This window comes from Meinhardsimonia xiamenensis (genome assembly GCF_900102905.1).
Classification (GTDB): Bacteria; Pseudomonadota; Alphaproteobacteria; order Rhodobacterales; family Rhodobacteraceae; genus Meinhardsimonia; species Meinhardsimonia xiamenensis.
Map to the genome: position 1 here is coordinate 303,446 of NZ_FNFV01000001.1, position 14,318 is coordinate 317,763.

Sequence of the window (14,318 nt, forward strand, 5' to 3'; positions counted from 1 at the left end):
CAAGGCGGTGAGGGCGCGGCAGAGCCGCGCGGACGCGCATGCTGGGCTACATCGGCGGAGGCGGTCGAGGAGCGGGAGACGCGCTCATTTCCGGGCTTGCCGAGCGGCTGATGGCGGCAGGGCTGCGCGTGGCCGGTGCGGTACAGGAAAACCGCGAGTCCGAAGGCGGCGGGCGCTGCGAGATGGAGTTGCGCGTGCTCCTCGGCGATCAGGTGGTGCGTATCAGTCAGGATCTTGGCCAGTGCGCCGAAGGCTGCCGGCTCGACCCGGAGGGGCTTGAGCGCGCCGTGGGGCTCGTCGAGGCGGCGCTTCGGGCCGAGGGCGAGGCGCGGCCCGACATCCTGATCGTCAACAAGTTCGGCAAACAGGAGGCGGAGGGGCGCGGCTTTCGCTCGCTGATCGGGCTGGCAATTGCCGAGGGGATCCCCGTGCTCACGGCGGTCTCCGACGGTCAGCGCGCCGCGTTCGAGGAATTCGCCGGAGAGCTCGCCGTGGCGCTCGAACCGCGGCCCGAGGCCGTCATCGACTGGCTCAGGGCGTGTGTGCAGGCGCGCTGAGCGACCCTCAGCCCCAGTCTTCCGGCGGGGGGAACTCGCTGAACCATTGCGCGGCGGGCTTCGTCATCGGGTCGCGCTCGGCCAGCGCGGCTCCATGCGCGAGCAGGCGCCGGACGAGTTGCGGTGCCGTGCCGATATAGTCGTAGCGGCGGGTCTTGTCGGCGTCGAGCCAGCCGTGCCTGACCCAGTCCTCGTGAATGAGGCGCAGCCGCGCGGCGACCTGGACGGTCGCAAAGCGCACGAGAAACGGCTCGAGCGCCCGGCCGTTCTCCGGGGCCGTCTCGCGGAACAGGCGCAGGCTCGTGTTGGGGTCTTCGGGCCAGAACTCGTCCGCGATGAGGAAGGCGAAGTCCTCAACGCCGGCGCGGCGGCCGTAATGCTCCCAGTCGAACCAGATGGGCGTGCCGTCGGGACCGACGGCGGCGTTGCCCGGGCGGGCATCCCATTTCACGAACTCCACCGGCAGAGCGGCGAGGGATTGTGCCAGCGGGTTCCAGTCGATGGCCGGGGAGGGGATGCGAAAGGCCTTGGCAAGAAGTCGCGGGGCGACGGCGAACCGGCCGAGCCACTCCGCGTTGAGCGCGATCGGCGGCGACTCGCGGAGAATCCCGCAGCGCCGCGCCGCCGCCTTGATCCGCCACAGAGTCTCGAAGCTTCCTGCGATCAGCGATTCGCGCGACGGGCCGGCGCTGCGTTCCAGTTCCGCGGTCAGGCGGCGCGAGCCCGCGTCGGACTGAAAGAAGATCTCGCCCGACTGGCCCAGAAGGCGCGGCACCGGCGCGCCGGCCTCGGCCATGCGTTCGAGAAAGGCAAGCTCGCGCGCGCGCCGGCTGCCGAGGCGGCGCCGGGTGGCGATAACGCTTTTCCCGCCCAGGAGGATTACCCTCAGGCTGTCGCGCCGCTTCCCACCGGGGGCGGTGATCTTGTCCGGCGGGGCGCCGAAGACGGCCTCCACCGCAGCCAGAAGCTGATCGAGCGGAATGCCCTTTTCGCCCGTGTCCGATTGCGCCCGCCGCGAGGGGTCGGTTTTCACGGCCATCTGCGCCTCCCTCTTGCTGTCGCCCTGCCCAGTTTCCGTCCGGCTCCGTTTCGGGCGGGTTCGCGTCACTCACCCTGTCGCACGAGTCTAGCGGGAATGTGGCGGTGTTGCAGCGAGAAGCTGGCGAGGGCCCGGCGCGCGAATCGCTCAACGGTTTCCCTTGTGTCGTCAATCGCGCGGCCGGCTGGAGTTTGATGCCAGTCCGGCGACATTGCCTGGAAAAACGGCAGGCTCCCCGTCCGCGTTTCGCGGGCCGGCGAACGGCGGCGGCGGCCGCGCGGGCACGTCTGTACCGGTCGGAAGCCCCTTGTGTTCGGATCGATCAGCTTCGAAAAATCTTTTGTCATTTCAAGAAGTTCAGAGAGATCCATCGTTGCAGCACCAGGGGCGGAGTGGCTGCGGATACACGAGAGGCGGCGCATCCTGCTCAGATGTCGAAGAGCCGCCGCTCATGCGTCTGGCATGAAAAATGCTTTCCCGGAAGGCTCCGAAGTCCTCATATTTGGGCACGGATCGTGGCAAAGGTCGCCGGTCGGGGGCGCCGGGTTACTCAGAGAGAGCGCCGCTATTCTTGCGGGAGAGGTGATTGGCCAGCCGCATGGGCATTGGGCGACATTGGAAAGTGATGGAAAGCGATGGCGAACATTAACGGGACGTCCGGCAACGACAAGCTCAACGGCACGAAACATAACGACACGATCGCGGCCGGGGCTGGAGATGACACGGTTTACGGCGACGATGGCGATGATGTCATCTACGCCGGAGCAGGGCGGGATCACGTTGCCGGCGGGCGTGGCGATGACGTCATCCATGGCGGCTCGGGCGACGATGCCCCGACGGTTGGCGGCACGGGCGGTTCCGGCCACGGCACGGGTAGCGGCAGTGGCAGGGGCTCTGGCAGGTGCGGCACCGGTTCGGGCAAGGGCAGCGGCTCGGCGGCACCGGGCGGCCTGTACGGCGGCGGCGGCAACGACGTCATCTACGGTGGCGGCGGCAACGACCTGATCGACGGCGGCAGCGGCAACGACAGGCTCGTGGGCGGTTCGGGCGACGACACGATTTTCGGCGGCAAGGGTGACGACTGCATTGCCGGCGGCTCAGGCAACGATCGCCTGTACGGCGGCACCGGCAATGACGAGCTGACGGGCGGGCGTGGCGACGATCTGATCGTCGGCGGCAAGGATGATGACATCCTGCTCGGCAAGGATGGCAACGACACGCTCTTGGGCGGTACCGGCAATGACCGGCTCTATGGCGGTGCCGGCGACGACACGCTGATCGGCGGAACCGACAGCGACAGCTTCTATGTCGGGACGGGGGGCGGTCATGACACCGTCCGCGGCAACAATGGCACCGGCGCGGCGTCATCGGCGAGTGTCGACAAGCTTTACGTCGAAGGCAGGGTCGAGGTCATCGTCAATGGCCACTCGCTCGGCTTCCGCAACCCGGGCGATATCATCCACCTCGATGATCACAGCGACACCGGCAAGGTCGTGCTGGCCGATGGCACGACGGTTTCCTTTGCCGAGATCGACAAGATCAAGGTGGTCAATGATGTCGAGGATCCGGCCATCTGCATCTGCTTCACCCCGGGCACCATGATCATGACGCCCGAGGGCCAGCGGCCGGTGGAAAGCCTGCGCCCGGGCGATCGCGTCATCACCCGCGACAACGGCATCCAGACCATCTGCTGGACGGGTGCGAAGACGCTGGACGCCGCCGAGCTTCGGCGCGCGCCGCAGCTGCGCCCTGTCCTTATCCGGGCCGGTGCGCTTGGCCATGGCATGCCGGAACGCGACATGCTGGTCTCGCCGAACCACCGCATGCTCTACATGAGCGAGGAGCTGCCGCTCATCATGTCCGAATACGAGGTGCTGGTGGCGGCGAAGCACATGACCAGGCTCGAGGGCATCGAGCGCGCGCAGGTGCCCGGCGTCACCTATCTGCACCTGATGTGCGAGAAGCACGAGGTGATCCTCGCAAACGGCGCCTGGACGGAAAGCTTTCAGCCCGGTGACTGGTCCATCGCAGGTATCGAGAACGATCAGCGCGAGGAACTTTTCGCGCTCTTCCCCGAGCTGCGGGAGAAGGCCGGGCTTGATGCCTATGCTGCCTCGCGCCCGTCGCTCAAGCGCAGGGAAGCAGCACTACTGTTCCAGTAACCCGCAAGGGTTTGCACGGGGAAAGGGCGGCGGCCGGAAGGCTGCCGCCCTTTTTCTGCACCGATCCCCGATGAGGGCGATCTTGCGCCCCGCGCCGTTGACACGGATCAACGAGACGGCCTCCAATCGCGCCTAGTGTCTCCGTCGTTCTCATGTTTCAGCCCTGGGAGAGAGCGTCATGGATGTGCCCGTCGTCTGGTTCGAGGATCTCACACGCGAGGATGTGCCGCGGGTCGGCGGCAAGAATGCCTCGCTTGGCGAGATGGTGCGCAATCTCGCGCCCAAGGGTGTTTCCGTGCCGGACGGTTTCGCCACCACCGCCGACGCCTACCGTGCCTATCTGGAGGCCAACGGACTCAACCCGCTGATCGACGAGACGATGGAGGCGCTCGAGGAAGGGCGGATGCCCCTGCAGCAGGCCGGGCGCCGCATCCGCGAGGCGATCCGGGCCGGTCACTGGCCCGAGGAGATCCGCGCGGCAATCGTGGAGGCCTATCGCGAGCTTTCGCGCCGGGCGGGGAAGGAGGAGGCCTCGGTTGCGGTGCGCTCCTCGGCGACGGCCGAAGACCTGCCGGATGCGAGTTTCGCCGGCCAGCAGGAGACGTTTCTGAACATCGTCGGCGAGCGCGCCCTGCTCGACGGCTGCCGGCGCTGCTATGCCTCGCTCTTCACCGACCGGGCGATCACCTACCGCAAGCTCAAGGGCTTCGATCATCGCGCCGTGGCGCTTTCGGTCGGCGTTCAGCAGATGGTGCGCTCGGATCTTGCCGGTTCGGGGGTGATGTTCTCGCTCGACACCGAATCGGGCTTTGACAAGGTGGTGCTCATCACCGCCGCCTGGGGGCTCGGCGAGAATGTGGTGCAAGGTGCGGTGACGCCTGACGAGTATCAGGTGTTCAAGCCGTTCCTGGGCCGCCCCGGCCTCGTGCCGATCATCGAGAAGGCGCTCGGCACGAAGGAGATCAAGATGATCTACGCCGAACCCGGCGCCGAGCGGCCGACGAGGAACGTGCCGACCTCGAAGGCCGAGCGGGAAGCCTTTGTGCTGTCGGACGCCGAGATTCTCGAGCTCGCCCGCCAGGCGGTGGTGATCGAAGAGCACTACGGCATGCCGATGGACATGGAATGGGCCAAGGACGGCGAGACGGGGCGGATCTACATCGTTCAGGCCCGCCCCGAGACAGTGCAGAGCCACGCCGACAAGGGCGCCATTCGCCAGTACACGGTGCATTCGCGTGGAAAGGTGCTTGCCCAAGGGCTCGCGGTGGGCTCGGGCGTGGCCGTGGGGCCGGTCTGCCTGATCGAAAGCCCCGCCGAGATGGACCGCTTCGTTGACGGCGCGATCCTCGTCACCCGCATCACCGACCCCGACTGGGTGCCGATCATGAAGCGCGCGGCGGCGATCGTCACCGATCAGGGCGGGCGCACCTCTCATGCCGCCATCGTCAGCCGTGAGCTGGGGGTACCGGCCATCGTGGGCACCGGCAACGCCACCCATGTGCTGCATGACGAACAGATCGTGACGGTGAGCTGCGCCGAGGGCGACACCGGCTTCGTCTATGAGGGGCGGGCGGAGTTCAGCGTGGAGGAGCTCGACATCTCCGACATACCGCAGACCCGCACCAAGGTGATGCTGAACCTCGCCAACCCGGCAACGGCGGCGCGCTCCTGGCGCCTGCCGGCCGATGGCGTCGGGCTCGCGCGGATGGAGTTTGTCATTTCCAACTGGGTGAAGGTGCATCCCATGGCGCTCATTCATCCCGAGAAGGTGACCGACGCGGCTGCGCGTGAGGAAATCGCCCGGCTGACGAAAGGCTACGACGACCCTACCGATTATTTCGTCGAGACGCTGGCGCGCGGGCTCAGCCGCATTGCGGCGGTGGTCTGGCCCGAGCCGGTGATCTTGCGCATGAGCGACTTCAAGACCAACGAATATGCTGAGCTTCTGGGCGGGCGGGCCTTCGAGCCGGAGGAAGAAAACCCCATGCTCGGCTTCCGCGGCGCCTCGCGCTACTATTCGGAGGCCTATGCGCCCGGTTTCGCGCTGGAGTGCCGGGCGGTGAAGAAGCTGCGCGAGGAGATCGGCTTTGACAATGTGCGGGTGATGATCCCCTTCTGCCGCACGCCCGAAGAGGCCGACCGGGTGCTTGCGGTGATGGCCGATGCGGGGCTGAAGCGGGGGGAGAACGGGCTCGAGGCCTATGTGATGTGCGAAATTCCTTCCAACGTCATCCGTGCCGAAGATTTCGCCGAGCGCTTTGATGGCTTCTCGATCGGTTCCAACGACCTCACCCAGCTCACCCTTGGGGTGGATCGGGATTCGGGCGCGCTTGCCGCGCTTTTCGACGAGCGCGACCCGGCGGTGCAGTGGATGATCGCCACGGTCATCGAAAAGGCCCATGCCGCCGGGCGCAAGGTGGGCTTCTGCGGGCAGGCGCCCTCAAACGACCCCGACTATGCCCGGCTTTTGGTGGGCTACGGGATTGATTCGATCTCGGTCACGCCGGATGCGTTCTTGAAGGTGAAGGTCAACGTCGCCGAGGCGGAGAAGGGGTGAGGCGCATGCCGCGCCTGCCGGCCTTGGCTGGAGCGTCGATGGAGGGCTGAATGAACGGACGCGTCATCACTGTGGCCCAGCAGAAGGGGGGCTCGGGCAAGACCACGCTGGCGGCGCATCTTGCCGTCTGGTTCGCCCGCGAGGGGCGGCGCGTGGCGCTTCTCGACACCGACCCGCAGGGCAGTCTGGGGCGATGGTTCATGGCGCGGCGCGAAGCCACCGGTGGCGCGCCGGGGCTGGAGTTCGGCACCGCCTCGGCCTGGGGAGTCGGTTACGAGGCGGAGAAGCTCAAGAAGACGGCCGATCTCGTCATCATCGACACCCCGCCCAAGATCGATGCCGATCTGCGCCCCGCGCTCAGGGAGGCTGATCTGGTGCTTCTCCCGGTCTCGGTGAGCCATATGGACCTTTGGGCCACCGAGGGGCTTCTCGAGCTTGCCGGGCGGGAGCGCCGACCCGTCATGGCGGTGCTGAACCGGGTGCCGCCGCGGGCGCGGCTGACGAACGAAGTGCTGGCGGCAATCGACGAGGTCGGGATCGGCCGGACAGAGGCGGCCATCGGCAATCGCGTGGCCTATGCCGAGGCGCTGGGCAGCGGCGTGGCGGCCTTCGAGCTTCCCCGCGGGCGCGGCACGGCCGATGAGATCGGCGCACTCGCCCGCGAAATTGCGACGACGATCGGTTTCTGAGCGGTCAACCTGGAATTGCTGTCTGCATCTTCAATGATCGGGAGCGCTCCTTACATTCGTGTTAACGAATTCAAGGAGCGCATGATGGCGGCGACAAAACTGACATGCCTGGAATGCGGGCAAGCCAATCGCGTGCCCGCGACGCGCCTCGACGACGGGCCGAAATGCGGCACCTGCGGGGCGGCACTCGTTGATGGCAAGGTGCACGACATCGACCTCGAGACCCTGCAGAAAGCGGCGAAACTGGACGGGATGCCGCTGGTTGTGGATTTCTGGGCGCCCTGGTGCGGGCCCTGTCGGATGATGGCACCGGCCTATGCGCAGGCGGCCGCAAGCCTGAAGGGGCGTGCCCGCTTCGCGAAGCTGAACACCGAGGCGCATCCGCAAGCGGGAATGCGGTACAATATCCGGGGCATTCCCACCCTGGTGATCTTCCAGAACGGGCGGGAAACGGCCCGGCAGTCCGGCGCGATGCCGGCGCAGATGATCGAGCGCTGGATCACCGAGCACATCCGCCCGGTGAAGGCGAGCTGAGCGGGGCTATTTCACCGTGACCACGGTGCAGGGGGCGAGCTGCACCACCTTGTTGGAGACGCTGCCCAGAAGCATCTCCCGCAGCCGCCCCAGCCCGCGCTTTCCGATCACGATCATGTCGGAGCCGGTTTTCTCCGCCGCTTCCAGGATGCCATCGGCATAATCGCCTTCGCCCGTCCAGCTGTCGACCTCGCGCGCGCCTTTCTGCCTGGCGCGCTCCGCGGCCTGCTCGACGATGAGATCGCCGATGCGGGTGACGATGATTTCCTCCGTGACGTGCTTGCGCGCGGTTTCCATCAGCTCGGCCATCGTCGCCATGCGCGGGACGGGTGGCAGATCGGGCAGGCCGGCGGCGACATCGTCAACCAGATGCTCTATTCGCGCCATGCGTTCGAGCTCGGCCAGCGGCCGACCGTGCATGTGGATGTGACAGACGGTCAGATGCGCGTTCAGCGCCCCCGCGAGCTCACCGGCCAGATCGACCGCGCGCCAGGAGGGATCGGAGCCGTCGACGGCGACGAGGATGCGGTGCATGAGTGGCCTTCCTTCCCTGCTGTCAGAACACGGTGACGGGCGTTCCGATCGGAACCTTGTCATAAAGCTCGATCACGTGCTCGTTGAGCATGCGTATGCAGCCGTTGGAGACGGAGCGGCCGATGGTCTGAGGTGCGTTGGTGCCGTGGATGCGGTAATAGGTGTCGCGCCCGTTCTGGTAGAGGTAGAGCGCCCGCGCGCCGAGAGGGTTATCGGGCCCACCCGGCATGATGTAGTCGGGATCCTCGATGAAGCGGGCGTATTCCCGAGGGTTGCGGGCAAGCATCTCGTCTGTCGGGCGCCAGCTTGGCCACTTGCGCTTGGCCCCCACCACCGCCTCGCCGCGAAAGGTGAGTCCCTCGCGCCCCACTCCGACACCGTAGCGCATCGCCTCGCCCGGCGCGACAACGTGATAGAGGAAATGCGTGTGCGGCGTGACGAGAATGCGCCCGACCTCGTAGTCACCCCTGAGCGGCACCAGGCGAGGGCGGAACCGCGGCGCAATTGCATGTTCGCCCGCACGCAGGACGGATGGCGAGGCCACCGTCATTGCGCATGCACCGGTGAGAAATCCGCGTCGTGAGATCATGGCTCGTGCCCTGGCGTGTCTCCAGCCCGTTGCCAAGCTAGTGGCAGCCTCACGCGACCGCAATGGCCCGTCTCCACGGCGCCGCTTCCGCGTGGCGGGAGTGCCGTTCGGACATGGCGGCGGCTTCGCGTCGCGGCATTCACTTGCCGCCGTTTGCCGACGTCTTCTTGAACGGCGCCATGCCTTCGCGGGCGAGCTTGTCGGCGCGTTCGTTCTCGGGGTGGCCGGCGTGGCCCTTGACCCATTCCCAGCGCACCTCGTGGCGGGATTGGGCGGCATCGAGCCGTTGCCACAGATCGTCGTTCTTCACCGGCTTCTTCGCGGCGGTCTTCCAGCCGTTGCGTTTCCACTTCGCCAGCCAGTCGGTGATGCCGTTGCGAAGATAGGCGCTGTCGGTGACGATGGTGATCTTCGAGGGCCGCTTGAGCGCTTCGAGCGCGGCGATGGCGGCCATCAGCTCCATGCGGTTGTTGGTGGTCTGAGGCTCGCCGCCCTTGAGCTCGCGCTCGCGCAGCACCCGGTCACCCTCCCGCGCGACGAGGAGCACGCCCCAGCCGCCGGGGCCGGGATTGCCCGAGCAGGCGCCGTCCGTATAGGCGTAGATCTCAGCCATGAACGCCTGTCGCCGCGCCTGGGGGGTCACTTTGCGGCCGCGCGCGTGGTGTCCTCGCGCAGCACCCGCGGCAGCTTGAAGCTCACCCGCTCGTCGGCGACATGCACCTCGCGCAGCGTCACCTCGTAGCGGGCGCGGAAGGCCTCGATCACCTCCTCAACGAGGACTTCGGGCGCCGAGGCACCGGCGGTGATGCCGATGTCGCGGGCGCCCTCGAGCGCGCGCCAGTCGATCTCCCCGGCGCGGCCCACGAGCTGGGCGTAAGAACAGCCCGCCGCGCGCCCCACCTCCACCAGCCGCCGCGAGTTGGAGGAGTTGGGCGCGCCGATGACCAGAAGCGCGTCGATCTCGGGCGCCATCGCCTTCACCGCCGCCTGACGGTTGGTGGTGGCGTAGCAGATGTCTTCCTTGTGCGGGCCGATGATGTTCGGGAAGCGTGCCTTGAGCGCGGCGACGATCTCGGCGGTGTCATCCACCGAAAGCGTCGTCTGGGTGATGAAGGCAAGGCGATCGGGGTCGCGCGGCTCAAGGCGCGCCACGTCCTCCACCGTTTCGACAAGCAGCACCTCGCCCTCGGGCAGCTGCCCCATGGTGCCGAGCGTCTCGGGGTGGCCGGCGTGGCCGATCATCACCATCTGCAGCCCGTTTGCGTGGTGGCGTTCGGCCTCGATGTGGACCTTGGAGACGAGCGGGCAGGTCGCATCGACATAGAGCATGTTGCGCCGTTCCGCCTCGGCCGGCACCGACTTCGGCACCCCATGCGCAGAGAAGACCACCGGCCGGTCGTTGGGGCATTCGTCGAGCTCCTCGACGAAGATGGCACCCTTGGCGCGCAGGCTGTCCACCACGAAGCGGTTGTGCACGATCTCGTGGCGCACATAGACAGGCGCTCCCCAGCGGGCGAGCGCCTCCTCGACGATCTTGATCGCCCGGTCCACCCCGGCGCAAAAGCCGCGCGGGCTGGCCAGATGCAGGGTGATGGGCATGCGCTTGGCGGCGTTGTCGTTCATGCGCTCACCGCTACAGCCTCGCCTGGCCGGCGTCCAGAGCCGCGGCGCATTTGAACGGGGCGACGCATGTCGCGCCACCCCGTTGGCTTGTCTCGAACGGGGAAGCCGGGCTCACTCGTTCTCTTCGGCTTCCGCCTCCTCGGCCTCGCGGGGCGGGCCGAAACGCTCGCGCGGTTCGCGTGCCTCCCGCGGTGGGCGGCCGATCACCTCCCGCAGCTCGTCGAGCTCGATGAAGTTGTCGGCCTGACGGCGCAGCTCGTCGGCGATCATCGGCGGGCTGGAGCGGATGGTGGAGCAGATGGACACCCGCACCCCCTGCCGTTGCAGGCTCTCCACCAGCGGCTTGTAGTCACCGTCGCCGGAGAAGAGCACGATGTGATCGACATGCGGCGCGATCTCCATGGCATCGACGGTAAGCTCGATGTCCATGTTGCCCTTCACCTTCCGCCGGCCCTGGCTGTCGGTGTATTCCTTGGCGGTCTTGGTGACCATGTGGAAGCCGTTGTACTGCAGCCAGTCCACCAGCGGGCGGATCGGAGAGTACTCCTCGCTTTCCACAAGCGCGGTGTAGTAGAAGGCGCGCAACAGCTTGCCGCGCCTCAGGAATTCCTGCCTGAGCAGTTTGTAGTCGATGTCGAACCCGAGCGCCCTCGCGGAGGCATAGAGGTTCGCTCCATCGATGAACAGCGCCAGGCGCTCGTCACGATAGAACATTTGAAAATCCTTTCAATCCTTTGGGCGCAAGCGTATCCCCTTGGGGCGAGTGGAGCCCCCGCCTGCGCTGGACGGCGGCAAGATAATGGGTTGAGCGCGGGCCGCAAGGAGCGGGCTGTTACATTTTCGACACAATCGGGAGAGCCCGTGCCGCAATGCGAAACAGTTTAGCATATGTTGCCCTTGGTGCGAATCTCCCTTTCGGCGAGCGCCCGCCGGCGGCGAATCTTCGCGCGGCGCTGGGCGAGCTTGGCCGGCGCGGGTTGCGCATCGAGGCAGTGAGCCGCTTCTTCCATACCCCGTGTTTTCCGCCCGGTGCGGGCCCCGACTACATCAACGCCGTCGCGGCGCTTTCCGGCGCCGGTCGCGGGGCGGGCGACATTCTCGCGCTGCTGCACGAGGTGGAGGCTCTGTTCGGGCGCGAGCGGGTCCAGCGCTGGGGGCAGCGCACGCTCGATCTCGACCTGATCGCGCTTGACGATCTCGTCCTGCCCGATCTGCAGACATGGCGCCACTGGCGCGAGCTGGACCCCGAGCGCCAGCGCCGCGAGGCGCCGGGCGAACTCGTCATTCCCCATCCGCGTCTCGAGGAGCGTGCCTTCGTGCTGGTGCCGCTCGCCGACATCGCGCCACGCTGGCGCCATCCGGTCACGGGTCGCACCGTGCAGGAGATGCTGGCGGCGCTGGCCGAGGAGGACAGGGCGGGCGTGCGCGCTCTGCAAACCGCCTGAGGCACTGGAAATCCTGCTTGTCAAGCCTATCTCAAGCGCGTAAGGAACAACCCTTGACTCTCCCGGACAGAGGATTGGAGCAGCCATGGCCCGCGTGACGGTCGAAGATTGCGTTGACAAGGTTCCGAACCGCTTCGAGCTGGTATTGCTCGCCGCGCACCGCGCGCGCGAGATCTCGGCCGGTGCGCCGATCACCGTGGACCGTGACAATGACAAGAACCCGGTCGTCGCCCTGCGCGAGATCGCCGAGGAAACGCAGCCGGTGGACGAGCTGCGCGAACGCCTGATCCAGAGCCTGCAGACGCAGATCGAGGTGGACGAGCCCGAAGACGATTCCATGGCGCTCCTGATGGGAGGCGGCGAGGTCGACCGCCCCGCCGAGAACGACATGGACGAAGAGCGGCTGCTGCGCGAACTCTTGAAGGCACAGGAGCAGGGCTGACCGGCGCCTTGGAGATGCGGACCGGATGATCGAAGCTGACGACCTGATCCAGCTGGTCCGCAACTACAATCCGCGCACCGATGAGGCGCTGATCCGCAAGGCCTACGACTTCGGCAAGCGGATGCACGAGGGGCAGTTCCGCCGCTCGGGCGAGCCCTATTTTTCCCATCCCGTCGCGGTGGCGGCGATTCTCACAGAGATGCGGCTTGACGATGCCACAATCGTCACCGCGCTTCTGCACGACACCATCGAGGACACCCGCGCGTCCTACGCGGATATCGCGCGCGAGTTCGGCGCCGAGATCGCCGAGCTGGTCAATGGCGTGACCAAGCTGACCAACCTGCAGCTCAGCTCGTCGGAGACCAAGCAGGCGGAGAACTTCCGCAAGCTGTTCATGGCGATGTCGAAGGATCTGCGGGTGATCCTCGTCAAGCTCGCCGACCGGCTGCACAACATGCGCACCATACGCTCGATGCCGCAGGCCAAGCAGGTGCAGAAGGCCCGCGAGACGATGGAGATCTTCGCGCCGCTCGCCGGCCGGATGGGCATGCAGTGGATGCGCGAGGAGCTCGAGGATCTGGCCTTCAGGGTGCTCAACCCCGAGGCGCGCAACTCGATCATCCGCCGCTTCATCACCCTGCAGCGCGAGGCGGGCGACGTCATCAACCAGATCACCGGCGACATCCGTCTCGAGCTCGAGAAGGCCGGCATCGAGGCCGATGTGTTCGGGCGCGCAAAGAAGCCCTATTCGATCTGGCGCAAGATGCAGGCGAAGGAGACGACCTTCTCGCGGCTCTCCGACATCTACGGCTTTCGCATCATCACCCGCAGCGAGGATGACTGCTACCGCGTGCTCGGCGTGATTCATCGCCGCTGGCGTGCTGTGCCGGGGCGGTTCAAGGACTACATCAGCCAGCCGAAGTCCAACGGCTACCGCTCGATTCACACCACCGTTTCGGGGCGCGACGGCAAGCGGGTGGAGGTGCAGATCCGCACCCGCGAGATGCACGAGGTGGCCGAGGCCGGCGTTGCCGCCCACTGGGCCTATCGCGACGGCGTGCCCACCGCGAACCCCTTTGCCGTTGACCCGGCCAACTGGCTCGCCTCGCTGACCGAACGCTTCGGCAACGGCGAGGATCACGACGAGTTTCTCGAGCACGTCAAGCTCGAGATGTATTCCGACCAGGTGTTCTGCTTCACCCCCAAGGGCGATGTGGTGAAGCTGCCCCGCGGCGCGACGCCGCTCGATTTCGCCTATGCCATCCATACCCGCATCGGCGATTCCTGCGTCTCGGCCAAGGTGGACGGCTTGCGCGTGCCGCTCTGGACGCGCCTGAGAAACGGCCAGTCGGTGGAGATCATCACCGCCGAGGGCCAGCGGCCGCAGGCAACGTGGCTTGACCTTGTGGTCACGGGCCGCGCCAAGGCCGCGATCCGCCGCAGCCTGCGCGAGGAGGACCGGGAGCGATTCATCAAGCTGGGCCGGGAGCTTGCGCGCGTGGCCTTCGAGCATGTGGGCAAGCGCGCCACCGACAAGGCGCTTGCGACCGCCGCGCGGCAGATGGGGCTTGAGAGCCGCGACGAGCTTCTCGCCCGGCTGGGGTCGGCCGAGATTTCCGCCCGCGAGGTGGTGAACGTCCTCTATCCCGAACTGAGCGACCGTGAGGGGGAGTATGTGGAGCCCTCACGCTCGGTCATCGGGCTTTCGCCGGGGGAAAGCTTCCGGCGCGCGGAGTGCTGTCAGCCGGTGCCGGGCGAGCGCATCGTCGGCATCACCTACCGCGGCAAGGGGGTGGTGGTGCACGCCATCGACTGCCCGGCGCTGGCCGAGTTCGAGAACGACAACGACCGCTGGGTCGATCTGCGCTGGCAGCCGGGCAAGTACCCGCCGGTGCACACCGTCAGCCTCGATCTGACCATCGCCAATGACGCGGGCGTTCTGGGGCGCATCTGCACGTTGATCGGCGAGCAGAAGGCAAATATCTCCGATCTGCAGTTCATTGACCGGAAACCGGACTTTTACCGTCTCATTGTTGACGTCGATCTGAGGGACGCTGAGCACCTGCACGCTCTGATGGTTGCGCTCGAGGCGGAATCGGATGTCGCCGCGCTGGCGCGCCATCGCGACATCAAGCGCAAACCCTGAG

Annotated in this window: 14 protein-coding genes; 8 read left to right on the top strand and 6 right to left on the bottom strand. The window is 66.8% G+C overall.

Going from position 1 to position 14,318, the window contains the following annotated elements; genetic code table 11:
• Positions 1 to 38 precede the first annotated feature (38 nt).
• Positions 39 to 557, top strand: a complete 519-nt coding sequence (locus BLQ14_RS01425) for a DUF2478 domain-containing protein (RefSeq protein ID WP_092497446.1) — start codon at positions 39 to 41, stop codon at positions 555 to 557.
• Positions 558 to 564: 7 nt separating this feature from the next.
• On the opposite strand, the gene BLQ14_RS01430 is transcribed toward BLQ14_RS01425, so the two are convergent.
• Positions 565 to 1,596: a hypothetical protein gene (locus tag BLQ14_RS01430; protein WP_092497448.1), complete on the bottom strand. Its 1,032-nt coding sequence runs from the start codon at positions 1,594 to 1,596 to the stop codon at positions 565 to 567.
• A 635-nt stretch (positions 1,597 to 2,231) separates the two neighbouring features.
• Between BLQ14_RS01430 and BLQ14_RS01435 the strand changes: the two genes are divergently transcribed.
• From BLQ14_RS01435 to trxC, 4 genes are all read left to right on the top strand, one after another.
• Positions 2,232 to 3,758, top strand: a complete 1,527-nt coding sequence (locus BLQ14_RS01435) for a Hint domain-containing protein (RefSeq protein WP_092497450.1) — start codon at positions 2,232 to 2,234, stop codon at positions 3,756 to 3,758.
• Positions 3,759 to 3,936: 178 nt separating this feature from the next.
• Positions 3,937 to 6,315 (top strand): phosphoenolpyruvate synthase, encoded by a 2,379-nt coding sequence (ppsA, locus tag BLQ14_RS01440; RefSeq protein ID WP_092497452.1) that lies wholly within the window; start codon positions 3,937 to 3,939, stop codon positions 6,313 to 6,315.
• Positions 6,316 to 6,365: 50 nt separating this feature from the next.
• Entirely contained in the window at positions 6,366 to 7,004 is a 639-nt protein-coding gene (parA, locus tag BLQ14_RS01445; RefSeq protein WP_092497454.1) for a ParA family partition ATPase, read from the top strand.
• Positions 7,005 to 7,088: 84 nt separating this feature from the next.
• Entirely contained in the window at positions 7,089 to 7,538 is a 450-nt protein-coding gene (gene trxC, locus BLQ14_RS01450; protein ID WP_092498292.1) for a thioredoxin TrxC, read from the top strand.
• A gap of 6 nt (positions 7,539 to 7,544) precedes the next feature.
• Here trxC and BLQ14_RS01455 read toward each other — a convergent pair whose 3' ends face one another.
• The 5 genes from BLQ14_RS01455 to BLQ14_RS01475 form a co-directional block, all read right to left on the bottom strand.
• Positions 7,545 to 8,072: a universal stress protein gene (locus tag BLQ14_RS01455; protein WP_170068379.1), complete on the bottom strand. Its 528-nt coding sequence runs from the start codon at positions 8,070 to 8,072 to the stop codon at positions 7,545 to 7,547.
• 22 nt (positions 8,073 to 8,094) lie between these two features.
• Positions 8,095 to 8,661, bottom strand: coding sequence for a L,D-transpeptidase (locus BLQ14_RS01460; protein WP_176759515.1), 567 nt, complete (start codon positions 8,659 to 8,661; stop codon positions 8,095 to 8,097).
• Positions 8,662 to 8,800: 139 nt separating this feature from the next.
• Entirely contained in the window at positions 8,801 to 9,274 is a 474-nt protein-coding gene (rnhA, locus tag BLQ14_RS01465; RefSeq protein WP_092497458.1) for a ribonuclease HI, read from the bottom strand.
• Positions 9,275 to 9,300: 26 nt separating this feature from the next.
• Positions 9,301 to 10,284 carry a 4-hydroxy-3-methylbut-2-enyl diphosphate reductase gene (ispH, locus tag BLQ14_RS01470; RefSeq protein ID WP_092497460.1) on the bottom strand — a complete coding sequence of 328 codons (984 nt, stop codon included), beginning with the start codon at positions 10,282 to 10,284 and terminating at the stop codon, positions 9,301 to 9,303.
• 111 nt (positions 10,285 to 10,395) lie between these two features.
• A complete protein-coding gene (locus tag BLQ14_RS01475; protein ID WP_092497462.1) occupies positions 10,396 to 10,998 on the bottom strand; it encodes a LabA-like NYN domain-containing protein in 603 nt (200 codons plus the stop codon).
• Between the two features lie 155 nt (positions 10,999 to 11,153).
• Between BLQ14_RS01475 and folK the strand changes: the two genes are divergently transcribed.
• From folK to BLQ14_RS01490, 3 genes are all read left to right on the top strand, one after another.
• Positions 11,154 to 11,729, top strand: a complete 576-nt coding sequence (gene folK, locus BLQ14_RS01480) for a 2-amino-4-hydroxy-6-hydroxymethyldihydropteridine diphosphokinase (protein WP_092497464.1) — start codon at positions 11,154 to 11,156, stop codon at positions 11,727 to 11,729.
• Positions 11,730 to 11,814: 85 nt separating this feature from the next.
• Positions 11,815 to 12,171, top strand: coding sequence for a DNA-directed RNA polymerase subunit omega (gene rpoZ / locus BLQ14_RS01485; RefSeq protein ID WP_092497466.1), 357 nt, complete (start codon positions 11,815 to 11,817; stop codon positions 12,169 to 12,171).
• A 25-nt stretch (positions 12,172 to 12,196) separates the two neighbouring features.
• Entirely contained in the window at positions 12,197 to 14,317 is a 2,121-nt protein-coding gene (locus BLQ14_RS01490) for a RelA/SpoT family protein (RefSeq protein ID WP_092497468.1), read from the top strand.
• Position 14,318: the final 1 nt, after the last annotated feature.

Coding starts and splice junctions, on each gene's coding strand:
- BLQ14_RS01425 (WP_092497446.1), top strand. CDS start 39: ATGCTGGGCTACATCGGCGGAGGCGGTCGAGGAGCGGGAGACGCGCTC.
- BLQ14_RS01430 (WP_092497448.1), bottom strand. CDS start 1,596: ATGGCCGTGAAAACCGACCCCTCGCGGCGGGCGCAATCGGACACGGGC.
- BLQ14_RS01435 (WP_092497450.1), top strand. CDS start 2,232: ATGGCGAACATTAACGGGACGTCCGGCAACGACAAGCTCAACGGCACG.
- ppsA (WP_092497452.1), top strand. CDS start 3,937: ATGGATGTGCCCGTCGTCTGGTTCGAGGATCTCACACGCGAGGATGTG.
- parA (WP_092497454.1), top strand. CDS start 6,366: ATGAACGGACGCGTCATCACTGTGGCCCAGCAGAAGGGGGGCTCGGGC.
- trxC (WP_092498292.1), top strand. CDS start 7,089: ATGGCGGCGACAAAACTGACATGCCTGGAATGCGGGCAAGCCAATCGC.
- BLQ14_RS01455 (WP_170068379.1), bottom strand. CDS start 8,072: ATGCACCGCATCCTCGTCGCCGTCGACGGCTCCGATCCCTCCTGGCGC.
- BLQ14_RS01460 (WP_176759515.1), bottom strand. CDS start 8,661: ATGATCTCACGACGCGGATTTCTCACCGGTGCATGCGCAATGACGGTG.
- rnhA (WP_092497458.1), bottom strand. CDS start 9,274: ATGGCTGAGATCTACGCCTATACGGACGGCGCCTGCTCGGGCAATCCC.
- ispH (WP_092497460.1), bottom strand. CDS start 10,284: ATGAACGACAACGCCGCCAAGCGCATGCCCATCACCCTGCATCTGGCC.
- BLQ14_RS01475 (WP_092497462.1), bottom strand. CDS start 10,998: ATGTTCTATCGTGACGAGCGCCTGGCGCTGTTCATCGATGGAGCGAAC.
- folK (WP_092497464.1), top strand. CDS start 11,154: ATGCGAAACAGTTTAGCATATGTTGCCCTTGGTGCGAATCTCCCTTTC.
- rpoZ (WP_092497466.1), top strand. CDS start 11,815: ATGGCCCGCGTGACGGTCGAAGATTGCGTTGACAAGGTTCCGAACCGC.
- BLQ14_RS01490 (WP_092497468.1), top strand. CDS start 12,197: ATGATCGAAGCTGACGACCTGATCCAGCTGGTCCGCAACTACAATCCG.